Origin of the sequence: Psychromonas sp. SP041 (genome assembly GCF_000470315.2) — a bacterium.
Lineage (GTDB): Bacteria > Pseudomonadota > Gammaproteobacteria > Enterobacterales > Psychromonadaceae > Psychromonas.
Window position 1 is genome coordinate 73,012 of sequence record NZ_CBRF02000002.1, and the last position, 22,404, is coordinate 95,415.

20 protein-coding genes are annotated in these 22,404 nt (G+C 38.1%); 16 read left to right on the top strand and 4 right to left on the bottom strand.

Annotated elements, in window-relative coordinates:
• Nucleotides 1-238: 238 nt before the first annotated feature.
• From SP041_RS01720 to SP041_RS01730, 3 genes are all read left to right on the top strand, one after another.
• Nucleotides 239-1,243: a transposase gene (locus tag SP041_RS01720; RefSeq protein ID WP_137297279.1), complete on the top strand. Its 1,005-nt coding sequence runs from the start codon at nt 239-241 to the stop codon at nt 1,241-1,243.
• 300 nt (nt 1,244-1,543) lie between these two features.
• On the top strand, nt 1,544-1,762 hold the full coding sequence (locus tag SP041_RS01725) for a hypothetical protein (RefSeq protein ID WP_137297280.1): 219 nt from the start codon (nt 1,544-1,546) through the stop codon (nt 1,760-1,762).
• A 71-nt stretch (nt 1,763-1,833) separates the two neighbouring features.
• Nucleotides 1,834-2,712, top strand: coding sequence for a hypothetical protein (locus SP041_RS01730; RefSeq protein WP_025562437.1), 879 nt, complete (start codon nt 1,834-1,836; stop codon nt 2,710-2,712).
• Between the two features lie 647 nt (nt 2,713-3,359).
• Here the strand turns inward: SP041_RS01730 and SP041_RS01735 are convergent.
• Nucleotides 3,360-4,499: a hypothetical protein gene (locus SP041_RS01735; RefSeq protein WP_025562438.1), complete on the bottom strand. Its 1,140-nt coding sequence runs from the start codon at nt 4,497-4,499 to the stop codon at nt 3,360-3,362.
• Between the two features lie 422 nt (nt 4,500-4,921).
• Here SP041_RS01735 and SP041_RS01740 point away from each other — a divergent pair, with 422 nt between their 5' ends.
• Entirely contained in the window at nt 4,922-5,200 is a 279-nt protein-coding gene (locus tag SP041_RS01740) for an addiction module antidote protein (protein ID WP_025562439.1), read from the top strand.
• A gap of 514 nt (nt 5,201-5,714) precedes the next feature.
• Here the strand turns inward: SP041_RS01740 and SP041_RS01750 are convergent.
• Nucleotides 5,715-5,903, bottom strand: a complete 189-nt coding sequence (locus SP041_RS01750) for a hypothetical protein (protein ID WP_025562440.1) — start codon at nt 5,901-5,903, stop codon at nt 5,715-5,717.
• A gap of 151 nt (nt 5,904-6,054) precedes the next feature.
• On the opposite strand from SP041_RS01750, the gene SP041_RS01755 reads away from it, so the two are divergent.
• The gene (locus SP041_RS01755) at nt 6,055-6,771 is read left to right on the top strand and encodes a hypothetical protein (RefSeq protein ID WP_025562441.1); all 717 of its coding nucleotides are present in this window, start codon (nt 6,055-6,057) and stop codon (nt 6,769-6,771) included.
• 284 nt (nt 6,772-7,055) lie between these two features.
• Here SP041_RS01755 and SP041_RS01760 read toward each other — a convergent pair whose 3' ends face one another.
• Together SP041_RS01760 and ubiG are read right to left on the bottom strand one after the other, a co-directional pair.
• Nucleotides 7,056-7,262, bottom strand: a complete 207-nt coding sequence (locus SP041_RS01760) for a hypothetical protein (RefSeq protein ID WP_137297281.1) — start codon at nt 7,260-7,262, stop codon at nt 7,056-7,058.
• A 415-nt stretch (nt 7,263-7,677) separates the two neighbouring features.
• On the bottom strand, nt 7,678-8,385 hold the full coding sequence (ubiG, locus tag SP041_RS01765; RefSeq protein ID WP_037047649.1) for a bifunctional 2-polyprenyl-6-hydroxyphenol methylase/3-demethylubiquinol 3-O-methyltransferase UbiG: 708 nt from the start codon (nt 8,383-8,385) through the stop codon (nt 7,678-7,680).
• Between the two features lie 408 nt (nt 8,386-8,793).
• On the opposite strand from ubiG, the gene gyrA reads away from it, so the two are divergent.
• From gyrA to rng, 11 genes are all read left to right on the top strand, one after another.
• Entirely contained in the window at nt 8,794-11,538 is a 2,745-nt protein-coding gene (gene gyrA / locus SP041_RS01770) for a DNA topoisomerase (ATP-hydrolyzing) subunit A (RefSeq protein ID WP_025562443.1), read from the top strand.
• Nucleotides 11,539-11,627: 89 nt separating this feature from the next.
• The gene (gene serC / locus SP041_RS01775; RefSeq protein ID WP_025562444.1) at nt 11,628-12,716 is read left to right on the top strand and encodes a 3-phosphoserine/phosphohydroxythreonine transaminase; all 1,089 of its coding nucleotides are present in this window, start codon (nt 11,628-11,630) and stop codon (nt 12,714-12,716) included.
• Nucleotides 12,717-12,811: 95 nt separating this feature from the next.
• Nucleotides 12,812-13,933 (top strand): histidinol-phosphate transaminase, encoded by a 1,122-nt coding sequence (gene hisC, locus SP041_RS01780; protein ID WP_025562445.1) that lies wholly within the window; start codon nt 12,812-12,814, stop codon nt 13,931-13,933.
• Nucleotides 13,934-13,947: 14 nt separating this feature from the next.
• Nucleotides 13,948-15,240 carry a 3-phosphoshikimate 1-carboxyvinyltransferase gene (aroA, locus tag SP041_RS01785; RefSeq protein WP_025562446.1) on the top strand — a complete coding sequence of 431 codons (1,293 nt, stop codon included), beginning with the start codon at nt 13,948-13,950 and terminating at the stop codon, nt 15,238-15,240.
• Between the two features lie 313 nt (nt 15,241-15,553).
• The gene (locus SP041_RS01790) at nt 15,554-16,225 is read left to right on the top strand and encodes a TrkA family potassium uptake protein (RefSeq protein ID WP_240791398.1); all 672 of its coding nucleotides are present in this window, start codon (nt 15,554-15,556) and stop codon (nt 16,223-16,225) included.
• Nucleotides 16,226-16,242: 17 nt separating this feature from the next.
• Complete coding sequence (locus tag SP041_RS01795) at nt 16,243-17,610, top strand: TrkH family potassium uptake protein (RefSeq protein ID WP_025562449.1); 1,368 nt, start codon at nt 16,243-16,245, stop codon at nt 17,608-17,610.
• Nucleotides 17,611-17,795: 185 nt separating this feature from the next.
• Nucleotides 17,796-18,833, top strand: coding sequence for a rod shape-determining protein (locus SP041_RS01800; protein WP_137297282.1), 1,038 nt, complete (start codon nt 17,796-17,798; stop codon nt 18,831-18,833).
• A 50-nt stretch (nt 18,834-18,883) separates the two neighbouring features.
• Complete coding sequence (mreC, locus tag SP041_RS01805) at nt 18,884-19,765, top strand: rod shape-determining protein MreC (protein WP_137297283.1); 882 nt, start codon at nt 18,884-18,886, stop codon at nt 19,763-19,765.
• The gene (mreD, locus tag SP041_RS01810; RefSeq protein WP_137297284.1) at nt 19,749-20,231 is read left to right on the top strand and encodes a rod shape-determining protein MreD; all 483 of its coding nucleotides are present in this window, start codon (nt 19,749-19,751) and stop codon (nt 20,229-20,231) included. Before mreC ends, mreD begins: the two co-directional genes overlap by 17 nt.
• Complete coding sequence (locus SP041_RS01815; RefSeq protein WP_137297285.1) at nt 20,231-20,800, top strand: Maf family protein; 570 nt, start codon at nt 20,231-20,233, stop codon at nt 20,798-20,800. Before mreD ends, SP041_RS01815 begins: the two co-directional genes overlap by 1 nt.
• Nucleotide 20,801: 1 nt before the next feature.
• On the top strand, nt 20,802-22,274 hold the full coding sequence (gene rng / locus SP041_RS01820) for a ribonuclease G (protein WP_137297286.1): 1,473 nt from the start codon (nt 20,802-20,804) through the stop codon (nt 22,272-22,274).
• Nucleotides 22,275-22,404 lie beyond the last annotated feature (130 nt).

The window sequence follows — 22,404 nt, forward strand, 5'->3', positions numbered from 1 at the left end:
AGATTATAAAATCTATTTTTTACGTTTTATTGATTTAATGACTATCTTCAACGCAGTGAGTCATATGTCGATAAATAAAAGTCACCAAAGGAAAGAAATCGCAGGAAAGAAATCGCGGACATATATGGACGCTCTCTCGTAGTGGAAAGAAATCGCGGACACCCATCTATTTGAATAATTGTAATGCTTAGACTATCTTTTAGAAATGCTTATTTCTGCATCTAGGAGGTAGTTCGTTATGACTCAATCTCGCCAATCTCAAGTATCGTTATCTGATACCCCTTATTACCATTGTATTTCTCGCTGTGTTCGTCGAGCTTATTTGTGTGGAGAAGATAAATACACGGAAAAATCATTTGAACATAGACGACAATGGGTTGTTGAACGCATGCATTATCTAGCCTTTCTGTTTAATATCGATATTTGCGCCTACGCTATCATGTCTAACCACTATCACCTTGTATTACATATTGACGAGGCGCTTAACGAAAGCTTAAGTCATGAAGAGGTTTGTGAACGCTGGTGTCAGCTTTATTCAAAACCTATACTCGTTGAGCGTTGGCAATCAGAGCAAATAGTATCTGAGGCTGAAAACAAAGCCGCATTAGCTATTATCGAAGGATGGAGAGGAAGATTAGTGGATATTTCATGGTTTATGCGCTGTTTAAATGAATTCATTGCGCGTAAAGCCAATAAAGAAGATGAGTGCTCAGGACGTTTTTGGGAAGGCCGATTTAAATCTCAAGCACTATTAGACGAAGATGCGTTATTAACTTGCATGGCTTATGTTGATTTAAACCCAGTACGAGCAAAAATGACTGTCAGTGTAGAAACGTCAGAATATACATCTGCTTACGAACGCATTCATGGTGTTGCCCAACAGCATGAAAAGCCACAGGAGTACCCTTTTATTAAAAAGCCTTTATTTGGCTTTGTGGGTGATGAGAACCAACATCATGCTGAAAAGAACACACAAGGTCTCCCATTTTCATTATTAGACTATATTGAGTTAGTTGATTGGAGTGGGCGAATAATAAGGGAAGATAAACGAGGTGCTATTTCAAATCAACGACCTAAGTTATTATCAATGCTTAGTTTAGATGATGATAGTTGGTTATCACTAGCGAGTAGTTTTGGTAAAGATTATCACGGAGCAGTGGGTTCGTTAGAAGCATTAGCGGCTTATGCAAGCAACACAGGTAAACGCTGGATAGCGAGTAAGAATCAATTACGACTGCATTAACCAGTGCATTTTTTATTCACAAAATAATATACTCTTCAATTAGCTACCGCTAAAATTTTTCATATTTGAAAACGCTATTATTTGTCACAAACTCCCTCAAATTTATATATTTAACGATTAAATAAACTAATTTCGTAATTACTTTTATTTTTCACTAATGAAAATAGGTTTGTTTTTGGTTGTTTAAATTAATGGATGTCCGCATTTTTCTTAGTTTTAATTAATGGATGTCCGCGTTATAGCGTTTATGGGTGTCCAGCACTTTTAAGTCTTTTGAAGCTTCAAGCATTTGGCGAGAACGTGAAGCTACCCCAAAAGAGAAAGGGACATTTGGTTAAAGACACAAACCAAAAGCTTGGAAGAGTCAAAAATTCTCTGCAAGGTGAATTCTCACCAGAAGAATTTAATGAAAAATTCAAGACGATGTTTCCTGTTGAATTTGATATTTATTCATTTGAAAAACGAAATGAATTTGATAAATGGGTTTCTAATGTATTAAGTTCGTCACCTAAAAAATAAACATACAAGTTGCTGTGCCCTGACTCGATACAGGTGGTGAGCAAGGCGTTATCTGCACACAGGAGAGTTCGATGCAAGGAATATGCAAATTATGCAATAAGGAAGGCACCCTTAAAGAAAGCCACTTCATTCCGAAATTCATAGGGAAATGGATAAAAAAAACGTCTATTACTGGTTTTTTGCGTGAGAACAACGATATCCATAAAAGGAAACAAGACATAGCCAAGGAATATTGGCTATGTGGAGAGTGTGAAGGGTTATTCTCTAACTGGGAAAGACAGTTCGCCAACAATATATTTCATCCCTTCGTAGATGATAATAAGTCTAAAGCTTCATATGAAAACTGGATGCCAAAGTTTTGTGCTTCCATTTCGTGGCGTACGTTGACCTATATACGTAGCAAGAACCCAGAGTTAAAAGGCAGCGATGAGGATTATAAGCTTCTTGACGCGGCTGAATCCCACCTTGCAAAATACCTTCTTGGAGAGAATAAATATTTAGAACACTATAAACAGCATGTATTCCCACTAGAAGAGATAGAGTCAACGACTCAGGCAGGGCTACCGCCTAATATAAACAGATATTTTCTACGAGTCATGGCTATGGATATTATCAACAACTCGGAAAATATTTATATATATACAAAGCTACCACGCTTTATCATTCTAGGTGTTGTTAAGTCTTCAGAATCGCAAGATATGCGTTCAAGCCAAATTAGAGAAAAATCAGGGAAAATAAAGCCAAGAGATTATTGGTGGCCCGAAGGATTTATAAGCTATATAGTAGAAAAAACAGAAGAAATCAGTGCTAAAAGTAAAGCTATTACTGAAAAAGATGGTAAAAAGTTTGAAGAATTCATTCTTAAGAATCCAGACAAAGCAGCAAATTCAAAGCAGTTTGAAGCATTTATTCATGATTATGAAATGTTTGGTGATGATGTATTCAGATAACTAATGAATGACTAGCTCAACTAGGTTGCAGTAACACTTAACTAGCCGTTGAGTTTGATTAGTGTCTTTACCTGTATTTACCATAACACCCGTTAAACGCGGCAATTAGAGGCTACCTAAATGAGTAGCTTTTTTGTCTATGAAGGTAAATGATCTAAGTTGCTTTGTACACCGAAGCACCATAGAAGGTTAAGCCGCTAACGCCCCCTTAGCGAGGTACGGTTGTTTTATCGAGCAAATTAATAAAAATGAGTTTTTTGCTCCCTTAAGGGAAAAGCGTTCATAATGGTTTTATATATTATGGTCAAATCTTTAATTCTGCCTTTCCACCGTAAATACGGAATGATTTTCTCTAAAAAGCTGTTCTTTAGTCTATCAATACAGCTATCAAACTATAGAGAGGGGAAGTAATGAGTGTGTATTTTTTCCTTTGCTCTACCAATCATGTAATAAACCTAATGTTCAGAAGCCTTTGTCAAATAAGGTCAGGTTGTTCTCTAGTATGCAATAGGTTAAGTTCATGGCTAAATTCATTTAGCTTTAAAACACATATATCAAAAATATACGTTTTCTAATTTTGTCATTGAAGTTTAAAATTAAAACGCGGGTATCAGATGCCCCTATAGGACTCATTAGTTTTCTTTTGTTTATTTCTCATAATCCGATTTTCCTGTTGATTTCTCTGATGTTAATTTGCAGCTACGACCAAACCAGTTTCTATATTTTTCAATAAAGGTGTCGCTGGCTTTCGCACTACTTTGTTGCGCACATTGCTGTATTACTGTTTGTGTACTGCCGAAGCGTGTTTTGCACTCAGAACGAAAACGTTTTTCTAATTCATACATAGATGTGAATGGTTTACCACAAGACTGAAAAGTGCCTGCTGGCATTTTAAATTTGGATATAGTCGAGTAATATTGTACATTTTGTTGCTGAACTCTACTTCCGCCATTTAATGATAAGGTATTATTGCTTACCGAATTTAATACATTTTGCGTAGTATTTGGTAAATATTTATTCCTGCTTGCATTTTCCGTCTCTTGCTTACTCTTAGCAATTTTGGCTCGTAGTCTTTCTCGCTCCAGTTGCTTTTCATTTCTTGATTCATTGTCTATATCTATATTGGTTTTTCCATTCTTAATTGCTGTTGACATCCTATATTCGATGCTTTTTATGTTACGATTTACGTCCTTTATATTGACTATTTTTTTATCTTTATTAATAGCGACTTCCCATTTGATTGGGATAAATTTACCACTTGACAATCTATGAATATTTATGTATTCATACAGGCGATACTCAGTTTGCCAACGGTTATCACATGGTTTGTTATAATATTTTCTGGGATTAATCTTGAGAGAGAAAGATTGCTCTATTCCTACAGATCCGTCTCCAACAATATAATAGTTTTTAAACCAATACTCGCTACCACCTTCAAAAAAACCTTTACCTGCATATACAATTTGGTGTCTATTATGTAATACCAGAAAATAATTACTAATTAAGCGTTTTAAATCTTGAGCACTTTCACCTATTAAATTTTTATTAATTGAGGCTGCACGGAAATTGGGAGGCCCACAAAATTTTTCTAGAGAACGGTTTGCATAAGGAAATTTTATTTCTTCATTTGAGCTTTGTTTCATCAGTGCAATAATACCATCTAGAGCCTCTTGGGCATTGTTTAGGCTTACCTCTTTATCGTAGGTAGGTTCTGGTGTAGGCGGAGGAGTTGATGCACATGAGATCAATACAAGAGATAAAGAACTAACAAAGCAAATTTTAATCATAATTTTAACTTTTTAAGTGTTTAAATAGTATAAAAAAACTTCTTATATCATATTTATAGTAACATTTTTTTACATTGTCAAGAAAAAGCAGGGTCAGATCTTGCTTTTTGCTATTACTCTCTATTGAGAGGAAACCAGCATAAATTGGGTATTCCAACCGATAATCGAGCAAATATGCTAAGGCGTTTTGTGCCCCTTTGCGTCTCAGAAACTAATAAAATTGTGACCATAATACCCCCATGACAATTAGCTTTAACGGAAAAATCTGTTTCAAACAAATGATGAATACAAACCATTTCAAATGCTCTCCCTAAATTACGATTATAGGCACTTCACATCCTGTATTCCACAGGCTACAATTAACAGTATGAAGTATTCTACTGAAAAAACACATAAGCTACTGAAAGAATTGGATGTTTAAAATGCCAAATAAAGCAAGCCCATTTAATCCTTTTGATTACATGAAGACGCAAGATGAAATTAATACTTTCTTGCGCGAATGTTTAGAAGATGATGATCCAAATGTTTTTGTTTCAGCTTTAGGCCATTTAGTTAAAGCTCATGGAGTTACAGATGTGGCAGAAGTGACAGGGCTAAGCCGTGAAAGTTTATATAAAACTTTCAACGGGAAAACTCAGCCGAAATGGGACACCATATTTAAAGTAAGTCATGCGATAGGGATTCAATTAGCAGTAACATAATTTATCATTGCAGTAGTACGGTGATTTTGGCTACTGATTTAGAGTAAACCAGCACAAACTCCTATCTCGGTTTGTGCCCCTAAGCGCCCTAGAAAGCTAATTGAAGTGAGATAGTCGTTTGTATTACAGCAGAATAACCTGAAAAGCTTAGTTAAAAATACCGTGCTCAAGTCTGCCAATGACATTCAAAACGATCTCAACATCTTTATCAGTTGATAGCATATCAATAGGTAGCCTACCTCCTAATGCTTTTACTTGCGTTTTTAACCATAGCAAAGCCTCTTTATCATTTACAAAGAATTGAACCGCAGAAATTAAAACTTGAGGATATTGTCGCCCATGTCATTTTGAAACGATGAATGGATGTTTTAGAAAATTAACTTAACTAGTTTGTGAGAATTTAGTTGACCACGTCAATATGATATTGAGTGGCGGAGGAAAATGTTATTAGCTGGCAAATCTAAATGTTATCAACTGACAAAACTGGTGTAATTAAATGACCAAGTTAATGTAATTATCCAGTTTGTCCTTTAAAACCAATTTTTATGTTACCTAAATCATGTTTTTTTCCTAACTCATCGAAAAGAGTTAAATAAAACATTGTTACAAATGAATAATCATTCCAATTATCAATATGTAAATAAGCAGTATTTATTGCTTCATTTGGAGTTCTTTGATTGCTAGGTACTACAATAAATTTCATTTGAGACTTATCCTAAAATGTTGAATTAATTTATTTAAACAAATATTGATATTTCCTAAAAATATTAATTTAATTTTTATTGTTTTTTAATCATAGAAATATATATTTAATGATATTATTTGAGTTTATTCTTATATCATAAGTGTTAAATATGTTTAATGCAGCTCAAAATATTATTGAAAAAACTGAAGCTTTGTTATTAAGTCAATCAACTCGGTATAAATTTTGGAGTAAGTTTACTAGGAATGTAGTTTTACCATTTAAGTATATGTTTATGGGCTTTGAAGATTTATTTAAACATATTCCTTTTTTTGTCTTTACATTAGTCTCACTATTAGCGGTTAGTGGATTTTTTTTTAGTTCCATAGACTTAATCGAAACAGTAAAACCGTTTATGATTTACATTTGCTTCGTTGTAACTTTGATTTTGATTTTATTTGCAGTTCCTACAACTTTTATTAGTGGGGGAGTTAATTCAAAACATATTATAGATACTGTAGGATTTATTAATGAGGAAGATATATACACATCAAAAGAAGTAGAACTTTTAGAGCAAAACTTCAACTTGTTATTTGAAAGTATTAAGAGTCGAATTAAGTTGTATCAATGGGGCATTGGTGTGTCTTGGGCAATATATATGCTTTTCTTTAATTTAGGGATAAGAGTGTTACTAAATGTTGAAGGTGGAATTACAAACAAAACTGCGATAATGGAACATTTTTTATCGTTTATTCTAGCAATCCTTATTACTCTCGTGGCATTGATATTAGTTGCTGCATATAAAGTAGCAAATGAAAGAGTGATAAAAACAATTCAGTTTGCTTGCGTCCAACAAAAATATGATATTGATTATCATAATGGCGATTAAATATTAATTCGCTAGGTGGAATTAATACTCACATAGCTACAATTCTCCACCGTCAAGCTTTCCCAAATAATTAACGCATTTTAGTAACACCAAACGGGATGTTTGGTGTAGTTGAGGCTAGTGCATGGATGCACGTCCGAAATGGTACGTTTAAAATACGTTAATTGGTTGGATCAGAAAGCGACTCAGTGCCAGTCTCTTTGAACTCTTTGTAGGCATAGGTTCTCTACGGGTCTAGAGAAAATAAATTCGCGGACAGGGCGAAATAAATGTAAATTAAAACGTTAATGTTCTGACGAGCGCAGACGAGAAATAACAAAACAGAAAGTAAAAACAAGCAGGCTGAAGCCAGCGCCCCGAAACCCCATAATCCGTAAGCCAAATACTAAGTTAACAAACTGAACTAACAACTCTTGATTTAGCTGTAACAAGGCCTTGTTCAATGCTGCTGTTACGATAACTTCCCCGTTAAGTTTTTCTGAATCAATCACTGCCTTTAGCAAGCTAAGGCATGGAGCGAATTATGCGACAGCATACTGTTATGAGCGGGCTAAGCTCTGCGTGCCCTCTGCCGTTGCTAGCTCAGTTCGAAACATGGATGTCGAGTCTGAGCGGTGCGTAAAGAAGGCAGTTATTTATTCAGATTAAAAAACGTTATGGGTGCCTTTTTCTTTGGTTACTTTCTTTTGGGCACGCAAAAGAAAGTAACACGCCGTTAGGGCGGAAATCCAAAGCTGGAAATATCAAACTGACCCGACGAGCGCAGACGAGAAATAACAAAACACAACACAAAGTAAAAACATGCAGGCTGAAAAAAGGAATCGCAGAGCTCTTCCGTTCATAACACTAGCCTGTCGGCTAATTCACCCTACCCCCGAAAATCAACACACAACAAGCAACGAAAAACTAGCTCGCCTTCGTACACTTCAACATATAATTCACATCCACATTCTGCGTGATCTTAAAATCATTCGACAACGGACTGTACTCAACTCCACACAAATCATCACACTGTAACTGCGTTGCATCAATCGCATTCAACAACTGAGAAGGGCGAATAAACTTCTCATATTCATGTGTGCCTTTTGGCACCCAACGTAACACATGCTCTGCGCCTAAAATCATCATCAGGTACGCTTTCCATGTTTTATTGATGGTTGAGAAGTAAACGGTGCCGCCTGGTTTCACCAAATCACAACAAGCTTGAATGACGGATGCCGGGTCGGGCACGTGCTCTAGCATTTCCATGCAAGTCACAACATCGAACGCTTGTGGGTGCGTTTGGGCAAATTGTTCTGCAGTGGTTTTTTGGTAATCAACTTTAGTTTGTGTTTCTAATGCGTGTAAGCGGGCGATTTGTAATGAGGCATGTGCCATATCAATGCCCGTCACTTCTGCGCCTTTAATGGCCATGCTTTCCGCTAAAATACCGCCACCACAACCGACATCAACCACTTTCTTTGCGAAGAGTCCGTCTACGCCTTGCTCTATATAATCTAGGCGAGTTGGGTTCAATAGGTGTAGTGGTTTGAAGTCGCCTTCTAGATCCCACCATTGCTCTGCCATCGCAGAAAACTTTTCAATTTCTTGCTGATCTACATTCGCTTCTAGCACATTGTCTTTTAATGAAGTTGCTTGTGGTTTGTTATTCTGTGATGGATTTTGTTCAGCCACGCTATTGTCATCCTATTTAGTTGCGGTTTTTATATGGTGATTTGTAGAAAAAACAGTCGTTGTAGCGATCTTATTACGCTATTGATTACCTGACCAAATTGAGAGCAGCGATTATAACGTGATAATAATAATGATGGGGGATTAATTTTGCGATTTTAAGGGGCTTTAAAATATCTCTTTGGTTGTATGAAAAATGAGCGGTTAGTTAATAAGTACCTCATATTGTCCCATAAAACGATTCTCAGACGATTTTGCTGATTAAAACGCTTCTGCCAAGGTGCATTTGTGCTACTATCGACCCCTTACTAAATTCAGTCTGTTTCCACTAATTTAAGGATTTAAGTTTCTATGAGCGAATTTGCTTCTGACGTTTCCCCAATTAATATCGAAGATGAATTAAAGAATTCTTATCTTGAATATGCAATGAGCGTGATCGTAGGACGTGCATTACCCGATGTACGTGATGGTCTAAAACCAGTTCATCGTCGTGTTTTATTTGCGATGAATGTTTTACGTAATGATTGGAACAAACCTTACAAAAAATCAGCACGTGTTGTTGGTGATGTAATCGGTAAATACCATCCACATGGCGACACTGCGGTATACGATACGATTGTTCGTATGGCGCAAGACTTCTCTCTACGTTACATGTTGGTTGATGGTCAAGGTAACTTCGGTTCTGTTGATGGTGATAGCGCGGCAGCGATGCGTTATACGGAAATCCGTATGCAGAAGTTAGCACATGAGTTATTAGCTGACTTAGAAAAAGAAACGGTTGATTACGTACCTAACTATGATGGTACTGAATTCATTCCTGAAGTGTTACCGACTAAAATCCCTAACTTATTAATTAATGGTTCATCGGGTATTGCGGTTGGTATGGCAACGAACATTCCACCTCATAACTTAGGTGAAGTGATCAGTGCTTGTTTAGCGCTAATTAAAGATGAAGATATTACGATCAATGAGTTGATTGAGCATATCCCAGGTCCTGACTTCCCAACAGCGGGCATCATCAATGGCCGTAAAGGTATTATTGAAGCTTACCATACGGGTCGCGGTAAAATTAAAGTACGCGCTAAAGCGGACATTGAAGTTAATGAAAAAACCGGTCGCGAAACGATCGTGGTTCATGAGCTACCGTACCAAGTTAACAAAGCACGTTTGATTGAAAAAATAGCGGAATTTGTTAAAGATAAAAAAATTGAAGGCATCAGCGCACTACGTGACGAGTCAGATAAAGACGGTATGCGTATGGTGGTTGAAGTTAAACGTGGCGAAGTGGGTGAAGTGGTTTTAAACAACCTTTATGCACAAACGCAAATGCAAGTTACCTTCGGTATTAATGCGGTTGCACTTGACCACGGTCAACCAAAATTATTCAACCTAAAAGAGATGTTAGAAGCGTTTATTCTGCATCGTCGTGAAGTAGTGACACGTCGTACGGTATTTGAATTACGTAAAGCACGTGACCGTGCACATATCCTTGAAGGGTTAGCGATTTCATTGGTTAACATTGAAGCTATCATTGAAATGATTCGTAACTCTCCAACACCAGCTGAAGCAAAATTAGCGCTACAGTCTCGTGGTTGGGATTTAGGTGCTGTTGCTTCTATGTTAGAAGCAAGTGGTGTTGATGCTGCTCGTCCTGATGGTTTAGCGATTGAATTTGGTATTCGTGATAATCAATATTTCATGACTGAAATTCAAGCACAAGCGATTCTAGATTTACGCCTACACAAGTTAACGGGTCTTGAGCACGAGAAAATTTTAGGCGAGTACAAAGAGTTATTAGAAATTATTGCAGCTCTATTATTCATTCTTGAAAGTCCTGCGCGTTTGATGGAAGTGATTGAAGAAGAATTAGAAGAAGTGCGTGATAACTTTGATGATGAACGTCGTACTGAAATCACTGAAAGTGAATCTGATTTATGTATGGAAGATTTAATCGTTGAAGAAGATGTGGTTGTGACACTTTCTCACGAAGGTTACGTTAAGTACCAACCGTTATCAGATTACGAAGCACAGCGTCGTGGTGGTAAAGGTAAAGCAGCGACTAAGATGAAAGATGAAGACTTCATTGAGAAACTGTTAGTAGCAAGTACGCATGATACGATTTTATGTTTCTCTACACGTGGCCGTTTGTACTGGTTGAAAACATTCCAATTGCCATTGGCATCTCGTCAAGCACGTGGTCGTCCGATTGTGAATATCTTGCCGCTTGAAGAGGGTGAACGTATTACTGCAATCTTGCCAGTACGTGAATACGAAGATGATAAATATGTGTTCATGGCAACGGCTAACGGTACGGTTAAGAAAACCGCATTAAGTGCTTACAGTCGCCCACGTTCAAGTGGTTTGATTGCGATTAACCTAAATGATGATAATGAGCTAATCGGTGTGGCATTAACGGATGGTACAAACGAAATCATGTTGTTCTCAGATGCAGGTAAAGTGGTTCGCTTTAAAGAAGCGGAAGAAAGCCAAGTAACTGATGAAGAAGGTAATGTTGTACTTGATGAAGAGGGTAACCCTGAGATTAAATTCAAAGGTGTTCGTCCAATGGGTCGTACGGCAACGGGTGTTCGTGGTATTAAATTAAACGAAGGCGGTAAAGTTGTTTCATTAATCGTACCTAATGCAACGGGTCATATATTAACAACGACTGAAAATGGTTACGGTAAACGTACGCCATTAAATGATTACTCATCTAAGAGTCGTGCTACGCAAGGTGTTATCTCAATTAAAGTGAGCGAGCGTAACGGTAAAGTAGTTGGCGCGGTACAAGTCGATGATAACGATGAAATCATGTTAATCTCTAACCGTGGTACGTTAGTACGTACACCTGTTAGTGGCGTGTCAATTGTGGGTCGTAATACACAAGGTGTTACATTGATCAAAACACGTGATGATGAAAAAATCGTGGCATTACAACGTATTGAAGAAATCAAAGATGTGCCTGTTTACGATGAAAATGGTGAACTAGTCATAGAAGAGCCTGCAGTATTAGAGGCCGTTGAAGGTGAAACACAAGAAAGCGAATCAGACGCAGTAGATAATGCGGATGAGCAACCAACTGATGCACCTGAATAACGATTAGTTACGATTTAATAAGCGGCAATAGCCGCTTATTTTGTTTTAAAAGAGTCAACTTATTACTTAAATTCAATAGAGAGTTAGCAATGACAAAAATATATAACTTTTGTGCTGGTCCTGCGATGTTACCTGAAGCAGTAATGCAACAGGCACAAAGTGAATTTTGTAACTGGCAAGGTTCAGGCGTTTCTGTAATGGAAGTCAGCCACCGAAGTCCTGAGTATGTTGCAATGGCAAAACAAGCTGAGCTTGATTTGCGTGAATTGATGGCGATTCCTGATAATTATAAAGTGTTGTTTTGTCATGGTGGTGGACGCGGTCAATTTGCTGCGGTTCCATTTAACTTATTAGGCGACAAGCTAGACGCTGACTACATTTTAACGGGACAGTGGTCTAAATCTGCGGTAGTTGAAGCTAAAAAACATGCACGTATTCATGAAACCAATATCATGCGAACCACTGAAGACGGCAAAATTGGTGTTAAATCTTCTGATGATTGGAATGTGAATGCAGGTTCAGCTTATGTTCATTATTGCCCGAATGAAACCATTGAAGGGATTGAAATCTTTGATGTGCCTGAAACAGGTGTAGTGCCATTAGTTGCTGATATGAGTTCAACTATTTTGTCTCGTCCGATTGATGTTTCAAAATTCGGTGTTATCTATGCTGGAGCACAGAAAAATATCGGTCCATCGGGTTTATCGATTGTGATTGTTCGTGATGACTTAATTGGTCATGCTCGTCAAACTATCCCGTCTATTTTTGATTACCAAGTACAAACGGACTTTGATTCGATGTACAACACACCGCCAACGTACTCATGGTACTTAGCAGGTTTAGTGTTTAAATGGTTATTAGCACAGGGCGGTATTGCAGCGGTTGAAAAGAACAATATTGCAAAAGCTGAGTTACTTTATAACGCTATTGATAGCTCTTCATTCTATTCAAACAATGTTGATGCAAGTGTCCGTAGCCGTATGAATATTCCATTTACATTGGCTGATGATAGCTTAAATGAAACATTTTTAAGTGAATCTAAAGCCGCTGGTTTGGTGACCTTAAAAGGCCACAAGTTAGTGGGCGGTATGCGTGCGAGTATTTATAACGCAATGCCGATTGAAGGTGTTCAAGCGCTAGTGGACTTTATGGCTGTTTTTGAAAAGAAATACGCTTAAGCATTGTTGATAAACACCGAATATAAAAGGCGCTTTTATATTACCTTTTTATAAAAGCGCCTCTAAAGAATAGTGATTCATTGTAAGGAACTGGAATGAGTAATGATTTTTTAAGTTTGGCTAATACTGGCGTACAGAAATTACGTCCGTACCAAGCAGGTAAACCCACTGATGAATTAGAACGTGAACTAGGTATTACGGATATCGTTAAACTCGCGTCTAATGAAAACCCATTAGGGTTAAGTGAATCAGTAAAATTAGTATTACAGAAAGAGTTAACGGAATTAACTCGTTACCCTGATGCTAATGGTTTTTATTTAAAACAAGCGCTAGCGAGCAAGTATGCGGTTGACGTCAATCAAGTCACTTTAGGTAATGGTTCTAACGATTTATTAGAATTGATTGCACGTGCATTTGTTGAACCAACGAATGAAGTGATGTTTGCTGAACATGCATTTGTTGTTTATCCATTAGTAACACAAGCGATTGGCGCGCAAGCGGTGGTGGTTAAAGCAAAAGATTACGGTCATGATTTGCCAGCGATAGCAGCTGCTATCACAGGCAATACTAAGCTTATCTTTATTGCTAACCCTAATAACCCAACGGGGACGTTTTTAGAGCAAGCTGAGTTGAAGGACTTTTTAGCAAAAGTGCCGGCGACTGTCTTGGTCGTATTGGATGAAGCTTACTTTGAATATGCCGCAAGCGAACGTCGTGGTAATGCCATTGCGTGGATTGCTGAGTTCCCTAACTTAATCGTTTCACGTACTTTCTCTAAAGCTTATGGCTTAGCGGGTTTACGTGTGGGTTACAGTATTTCACATCCTGATATTGCCGATATTTTAAATCGTGTTCGTCAGCCTTTTAACTGTAATGCATTGGCCTTAAAAGCTGCTGAAACGATTTTACAAGATGAGCAATACCTAGCTGATAGTGTGGCGTTGAATAATGCAGGCATGAAAGATTTAAGTGCTTTTTTTGATGCGAATAATTTAGAGTATATCCCATCAATGGGTAACTTTATTACTGTGAATGTTAGCCACGCTTCTGATAACAAGACGGGCGACGAGGTGTACCAACAGTTACTACTTGAAGGCGTTATTGTACGTCCGATCACAGGATATGGTTTGCCGAATCATTTGCGTATCAGTATTGGTACTGAAGCGGAAAATCAACGCTTCAAACAAGCACTAACTCACGTTTTAAATTTGCAATAAGAGAAACGAAAACAATGGAACAGTTATTATTAAACCCGATTAAAAAAGTCGATGGCGAAATTAATTTACCGGGATCAAAAAGCCTGTCAAATCGTGCCTTATTGTTAGCGGCATTAGCATCAGGTACCACGACATTAACTAACTTATTAGACAGTGATGATATCCGTCACATGTTGAATGCATTAACTAAATTGGGTGTTAACTACCAATTGTCTGCAAATAAAAAACAGTGTGTTGTTGAAGGGTTAGGGCGTGCATTCAATACCCAAGAGTTGGGTGATATTGAGTTGTTTTTAGGTAATGCAGGCACGGCGATGCGCCCATTATGTGCGGCATTATGTTTAGGCAAAGGTGAATATACGTTAACGGGCGAGCCGCGTATGTTTGAGCGTCCAATCGGTTCTTTAGTGGATTCTCTAAAGCAAGCGGGCGCTGACGTTATTTACTTAAAAAATGAAAACTACCCACCATTGAAAATCAAAGGAACTGGCCTTAAAGGCGGTACTATTACGATTGATGGTAGTGTTTCCAGCCAATTCTTAACGGCATTTTTAATGTCTGCACCAATGGCGTCTGAAGATACAACAATTAACATTGTTGGTGAATTAGTATCAAAACCTTACATCAAAATCACGTTGCAAATTATGCAAGATTTTGGTGTTGAAGTAGATAATGTTGGTGGTGAGTACCAAAGCTTTGTGATTAAAGGCGGACAAACTTACCAATCGCCAGGCAACTACTTGGTAGAAGGTGATGCTTCATCGGCTTCTTACTTTTTAGCGGCAGCAGCGATTGGCGGCGGCAGCATTAAAGTAACAGGTATTGGTAAAAAATCAGTGCAAGGCGATATTCAATTTGCTGATGCATTGGAAGCAATGGGCGCGAATATTGAATGGGGCGATGATTACATCAAAGCGAGCAAAGGCGAGCTTAAAGCCATTGATATGGATATGAACCATATCCCTGATGCGGCGATGACCATTGCGGTAGCGGCTTTATTTGCTGAAGGCACCACGAAAATCACTAACGTTTATAACTGGCGTGTGAAAGAAACGGATCGTTTATATGCAATGGCAACAGAGTTGCGTAAAGTCGGCGCTGAAGTGGTAGAAGGCCATGACTTTATTGAAGTGACGGCACCTGCTCAAATCAAGCATGCTGAAATCGATACTTATGATGATCATCGTATTGCGATGTGTTTCTCATTAGTGGCGTTAAGCGGTACGCCTGTGACGATCAACGATCCCAAATGTACGTCTAAAACATTCCCTGATTACTTTGAGAAACTAGCCTCAGTTAGTTTTTAAGCGTAATAGGTTAGGTTGTCTTAACGTTTTAGCCTTAAAGGTTATATTGTTAGCTTAAGACTGCTTTATTCGCATTACTAAACCTACTTCGGTAGGTTTTTTTATCGCTTTAATTTGTAATAAGTAGATAAGACGTAACTAAGCACTTAAGCGTTTAGTGTTTTAGCTGTTTTTTATTTAGCTGTTTTTTATTTAGCTGGTTGTTTATTTAACTGGTTTTTTATTTAATAGGTTTTGACATGCGTGCTAGTGACTCGTCAGAATTTTATCTATAGTGAGCTTCTTAACTTTTAATTTAAACGGTGTGGAATTTATGTTCTCAATGAATATGGAGAAAAAGCAGTTTGCTGTGATTGGCTTAGGTCGATTTGGTTTAGCATTATGTGAGGAGTTGATGGATCAAGGTGCACAAGTACTGGCCTTAGATATTGATGAAGAACGCGTTAAATTAGCTGCTGAAACCTCGTCTCATGCCATTATTGCAGATTGTAGTGATGAAGAGACGGTCGCCGAATTAAAGTTGGATGAATACGATATTGTAATGGTCGCGATTGGTGATGATATTAATACCAGTGTGTTAACAACGTTAGTGTTGAAAGAGTTGGGTGTTAAAAATGTTTGGGTGAAAGCGAAGAATAAATTTCACGCCAAAATATTACAAAAAATTGGTGCTGATAAAATTATTAGCCCAGAAAGGGACATGGGTATTCGAGTGGCGCGCAGCATGCTTTATAAACATGTTTTTGATTTCTTAGTGTTAGGCAGTGGTTTGGCTATTACCGAAGTTGTTATTGGCGGAAAACATTTAGGACTACGCCTTGATGAACATCCTTGCAGCAATATTGATGGCATTAAAATACTTGCTTACAAACGCGGTGCGACTATTCACGACCGTCCTGATGATGGTGTGAGTTTAGAAATTGACGATATATTGATTGTGGCCGGAGAAGAAGTGCTGTTAAAACAAAAATTAAAATACCTTTGAGCTTCTTAAAAAGATCGATGAGCCTCTTAGCTAAAAAAAGCAATAGTATTGACCTTAAAGATAGGCAAGGTAAACGACGTTGGTCTGAACCTCGCATTATCTTGCTTAGCTTTCTGGGTATATTATTGCCTTCTGCGATCCTATTAACGTTGCCATTATTTTCTATTTCAGGGCTGAGTTTTATGGATGCCTTGTTTACTGCTACGTCTGCGATTAGTGTGACGGGCTTAGGCGTGGTTGATACGGGGACTCATTTTACCTTATCAGGTAAGATTTTATTGATGCTGTTAATGGAAGTAGGCGGGTTAGGTCAAATGACTTTATCAGCTATTTTATTGTATATGTTTGGTTTGCGCCTGAGCTTACGTCAACGAAGTGCAACGCAAGAAGAGCTTGGGCAAAGTGGTTCGTTAAACATACGTCGATTAACCATTCATATTATTATTTTCTCATTAATCGCTCAAGTGATCGGGGCTTGTCTATTAGCTTTTCGTTGGGTGCCGGAGATGGGGTGGTGGCAAGGTGCTTTTTATTCTCTTTTTCATGCCGTTTCTGCCTTTAATAACGCTGGATTTTCGTTATTCAGTAATAGCATGATGGATTACGTTGGTGATCCGTTAGTTATCTTTACGATTGCTGCTTTATTCATTTTTGGTGGGCTCGGGTTTACGGTGATCTCTGACCTACAACGACATTGGCGTAAGGGATTTTGGGCGTTAAGCTTACACAGTAAAGTGATGTTAACGGCGACACCTGTTTTATTATTGGTAGGGACCATCTTTTTATGGATTTTAGAGCACCATAACAACCACACTTTCACGGAACTACCTTTATCAAGCCAATGGCTAGCGGCGTTTTTTCAATCGGCTAGTGCACGTACTGCTGGGTTTAACAGTGTTGATTTAAGTCAGCTCACGCAGCCTGCTTTATTGGTGATGATGGTGCTGATGTTAATTGGTGCGGGTTCAACGTCTACGGGTGGGGGGATTAAAGTGTCTACCTTCGTGGTGGCGATGGCTGCAACATGGGCTTTTCTTCGTCAACAGAGTCATGTGGTGTTATTTAAACGCACCGTTGCTTGGACTAAGGTAACGAAATGTTTAGCGATTATTGTGGTCAGTTTTTTAGTGCTCGTGGTTGCGATGTTTTTATTGATGTTAACAGAGCAGGCACCTTTTGATGTGGTCGTTTTTGAGGTGATTTCAGCCTTTGCTACGGTAGGGGTAACCGCTGGATTAACCGCTGAGTTATCTGAAGCAGGTAAGTTGATTATGGTGGTTGTGATGATCATTGGTCGTATTGGGCCATTAACATTAGCGTATATGCTTGCCAGAGCAAAACCTACGTTATTAAAATACCCTGAAGATGAGTTATTAGCGGGTTAAATTATTAGCATTATGAAAGGTGTCCAGCTTTACTGCCATAAATAAATGTCAATAAATTATTAAAATTATCATTTCATCAATAGTATCGGTCTTAAAGTAAGCTTTTCACTTTCTTTTCTTGCTGTATTTTTGGTGGGTTGGTAGAGTACGCGGATTACTTTTATTCGCTTCTTTTGGAAATATTCATGTTTAAAATGTTCCGCGGTATGTTTTCTAACGATTTATCAATCGATTTAGGAACTGCAAATACCCTTATTTATGTTAAAGACCAAGGTATTGTACTGGATGAGCCCTCTGTGGTTGCAATCCGAAAGGATAAAAATGGCAAAAGAGTTGCCGCCGTTGGTAGTGCTGCAAAGCAAATGTTAGGGAAAACACCTGGTAATATCGAAGCTATTCGTCCAATGAAAGATGGTGTTATTGCTGACTTTTATATTACTGAGAAAATGTTACAACACTTTATCAAGCAAGTGCATAACAATAGTTGGATGCGTCCAAGTCCTCGTGTTTTAGTCTGTGTTCCTTGCGGCTCTACACAAGTTGAGCGACGCGCTATTCGTGAATCTGCAATGGGTGCTGGTGCGCGTGACGTATTCTTGATTGATGAGCCTATGGCTGCTGCTATTGGTGCAGGTATGCCTGTGTCTGAAGCAAAAGGTTCAATGGTTGTCGATATTGGTGGTGGTACTACTGAAGTTGCTGTTATCTCATTAAACGGTATTGTTTATTCTGCTTCTGTACGCATTGGTGGTGATAAGTTTGATGAAGCTATCATTAACTATGTACGTCGTAATTACGGTTGTACTATTGGTGAAATCACTGCTGAACGTATCAAACACAGCATTGCTATCGCTTACCCAATCGATGAAATTAAAGAGATTGAAGTCCGTGGTGTTAATGTTGCTGAAGGTGTTCCACGTAGCTTTACATTAAACAGTAATGAGATTTTAGAAGCACTACAAGAGCCATTGAGCGGTATTGTTTCAGCGGTAATGCTAGCGCTAGAAAAAACGCCACCTGAACTTGCTGCAGATATTGCTGAGCAAGGTATGGTATTAACAGGCGGTGGTGCATTATTATGTGAGCTTGACCGTCTGTTATCTGAAGAATCTGGTATTCCTGTTATTGTTGCCGATGATCCTCTTACTTGTGTTGCTCGTGGCGGCGGTATGGCGTTAGAGATGATCGATACACATGGTGGTGATGTCTTTAACGGAGATTGATATCAATTAGCGTGGTTTGATAGCTGCGCTAACATTCAATAAAAACATCCATGAAACCAATTTTTACCCGCGGTCCCTCTTTTACGTTAAGGCTATCCATTGTGATAGCCTGTTGCGTTGGTTTGCTGATCGCTGACAATAAATATAACCTCTTTTCTCCTGCACGTGTTTATTTAAACTCTATTGTTGCCCCTATTCAATATATTGCCGATGCACCACAAAAACTGTTTAGCTCATTTTCTGAAAATATTATGACTAGACAAGCGTTAGTGGACCGCAATCAACAGCTTGAAAAAGATAATTTGCATTTAAAAGCCGATCGTCTTTTATTAGGGCAGTTGCAAAGCGAAAATAAACAGCTTCGTGAGCTATTAAACTCTGAAAAGAAATTCAAATACAAACGTATGATCACCGAAGTGATGAGCTTACGTTCAGACCCTTTTACGCATCAATTATTGATTGATAAAGGCGCGCTAAACGGGGTTTACTTAGGTCAACCTGTTATCAATGAGCAAGGTGTTGTTGGGCAAGTTTCACAGGTCGGTAGTACTACTAGCCGCGTGGTGTTAATTGTTGATGCAACCCATGGTATACCGGTACGTGTTCAACGTAATGATGTGATTGCTATTGTTCATGGTAGTGGCGCGTGGGATCAATTAAAAGTACCTTTTGTTCAAAGTAATGCAGATATTAAAGAAGGTGACTTACTGGTGACGTCTGGTCTTGGTGGTCGTTTTCCTGCGGGTTATCCTGTTGCTAAAATTAGCCGTTTTGAATATCAAGAAGGTGAGTTATATGCAACGGTGACGGCAACGCCTGTTGCTGATTTAGATAGAAGCCGTTATTTACTATTATTATGGAATGATGATCCGTTAGCTGATGCTGATTTAACGTTAGATACACCGGAATTATTCGATGCCCCTGTTCAATAGTTATAAAATAATTTATCTGTCCTTTTTAGTTTGTCTTGTGGCCGCTATTTTTCCATTACCGATCATGTTTAATGCTTTTCGACCTGATTGGATGCTATTAGTCCTTTCTTATTGGGTCATGGCGTTGCCGCATAGAGTCAATATTGGACATGCCTTTATATTAGGGCTGTTATTAGATTTATTATTGGGTTCTATTTTAGGGATGCATGGACTTTTATTTTCATTACTCGCTTACTTTACCAGTATTAACTTTCAACGTTTTCGTAATTTTACCTTAGTACAAACTACGTTGTTACTTGGTGTATTTATTTTCCTCGCTAAATTAGGCTTATATTGGATAGCGTCTAGCATGCAGGAAATTACTCTGCATCGACCTTACTTTTGGTCTATTTTTACTTCTATGCTTATTTGGCCTTGGTTCTTTCTGTTTATGCGTTTTATACGTGTTCGCTATAGGGTTAGTTAATGTCGATTCAATTTTTTTTAGCGTCAAATTCTCCCCGTAGAGGTGAGTTGTTGTCGCAAATTAATGTTCAATATGAACGTATTAGTGCGCCTATTGACGAAACAAAAAAAACGTCTGAAACCAGTGCAGAGTATGTACAGCGTTTAGCTTTAGAAAAAGCACTTGCTGGTTTAGCTAAAAATAACCAGCAAGGTTTAGTGTTAGGCGCTGATACGATTGTTGTATGTGGTGACGTAGTGATGGAAAAACCATTAAATAAACAACACGCACAACAAATGATGACATTGTTATCGGGTAATACACATCAAGTATTGACGGCTATTGCATTGGTGACTGAACAGAAACAAGTCGTCAAATTAGTGGTTACAGAGGTCACATTCAAAACCTTAACTGAACAAGAAATTTCGGACTATTGGGAAACGGGTGAACCACAGGATAAAGCGGGTGGTTATGGTATCCAAGGGATTGCAGGTCAATTTGTTACCCATATTTCAGGTAGTTATAGTGCAGTAGTAGGGCTTCCTCTCTATGAAACAGCGCAACTTATTAAATGCTTTAGAGAGGCTTAACATGTCCGTTGAATTATTAATGAATATCACTCCCACTGAAACACGTGTTGCTTTAATCGAGGGGGGTGTTTTACAAGAATTACATATTGAGCGTCAAGTTAGTAAAGGGATTGCTGGCAATATTTATAAAGGTAAAGTGACTCGCGTTTTACCTGGTATGCAAGCTGCCTTTATTGATATTGGTTTAGAAAAAGCGGCATTCTTACATGCTTCTGATATCGACTTGCACGCAGAGTGTTTTACTGGACCTGATAAAGATAAATTTAAAATCGCTGATATTTCAACCTTAGTTAGACCTGGTCAGAATATTATAGTGCAAGTAGTTAAAGATCCTTTAGGCACTAAAGGTGCCCGTTTAACGACCGATATTACGCTACCTTCTCGTTACCTTGTTTTTATGCCCGATACAAAACATGTGGGTGTGTCACAACGTATTGAAAGTGCCGAAGAAAGAGAACGTTTGAAAGGAATTACTGAATCTTGTGTTGATGAACTCGGTGGTTTTATTATCCGTACTGCGGCTGAAGGTGCGCCAGAAGTTGAATTAAGAAATGATGCGGCTTTTTTACAACGTGTTTGGCGTAAAGTCATTACTCGTAAACAACGTACTCAATCAAAAAATAAAATGTTATACCAAGATCTTAGTTTAGCATTTCGTATTCTACGTGATTTTGTCGGTACAGAGATTGATCGCGTTCGTATTGATTCAAAGCTTAGCTTTAAAGAGTTGTCTAATTTCAGTACTGAGTTTATCCCTGAATTAGAAGGTAAAGTTGAATATTACGACGGCGAAAGCCCTATCTTTGATTTGTTTGATGTTGAAAATGAAGTACAACGCGCTTTAAATCGTAAAGTTGAACTGAAGTCAGGCGGTTATTTAATTATCGATCAAACGGAAGCGATGACCACAGTTGATATTAATACAGGTGCTTTTGTTGGACACCGTAATCTTGAAGAGACTATCTTTAATACTAATGTAGAAGCAACATTAGCGATTGCCCGTCAATTACGTTTACGTAACTTAGGCGGGATTATTATTCTCGACTTCATCGATATGAAGTCAGCCGAACACCGACGTAGAGTATTTAATAGCTTAGAGCAAGCGCTGGCCAAAGATCGTGTTAAAACACATATTAATGATTTTTCACCGCTTGGTTTAATCGAAATGACCCGTAAGCGTACTCATGAAAGTCTTGAACATATTTTTTGTGGTGAATGTACGACGTGCAATGGTCGCGGTTATGTTAAAACGGTTGAAACAGTGTGTTATGAGATTTTACGTGAAATTTTACGTGTAGATCGTGCTTACTCTGCAGAACGTTTTTCTGTTTATGCTTCTGTATCGGTTGCTGAAGCACTGAAAGGCGACGAGTCTTATAACCTAGGTGAGTTGATAGTGTTCATGCAAAAACGTGTTGAAATACATCCTGAGCCTTTATATGGCCCTGAACAGTTTGATGTAGTAATGATGTAGTTATGACATAATGATTATTTTGCTATAATGCAGCTATTTGTTGTGATGGAATAGTTGTAGCACCATTATCATGGTGAAGTTACCCATCACCATGATGTAAAAAGGCAAGTTAGTGAATTGATTGTATTTA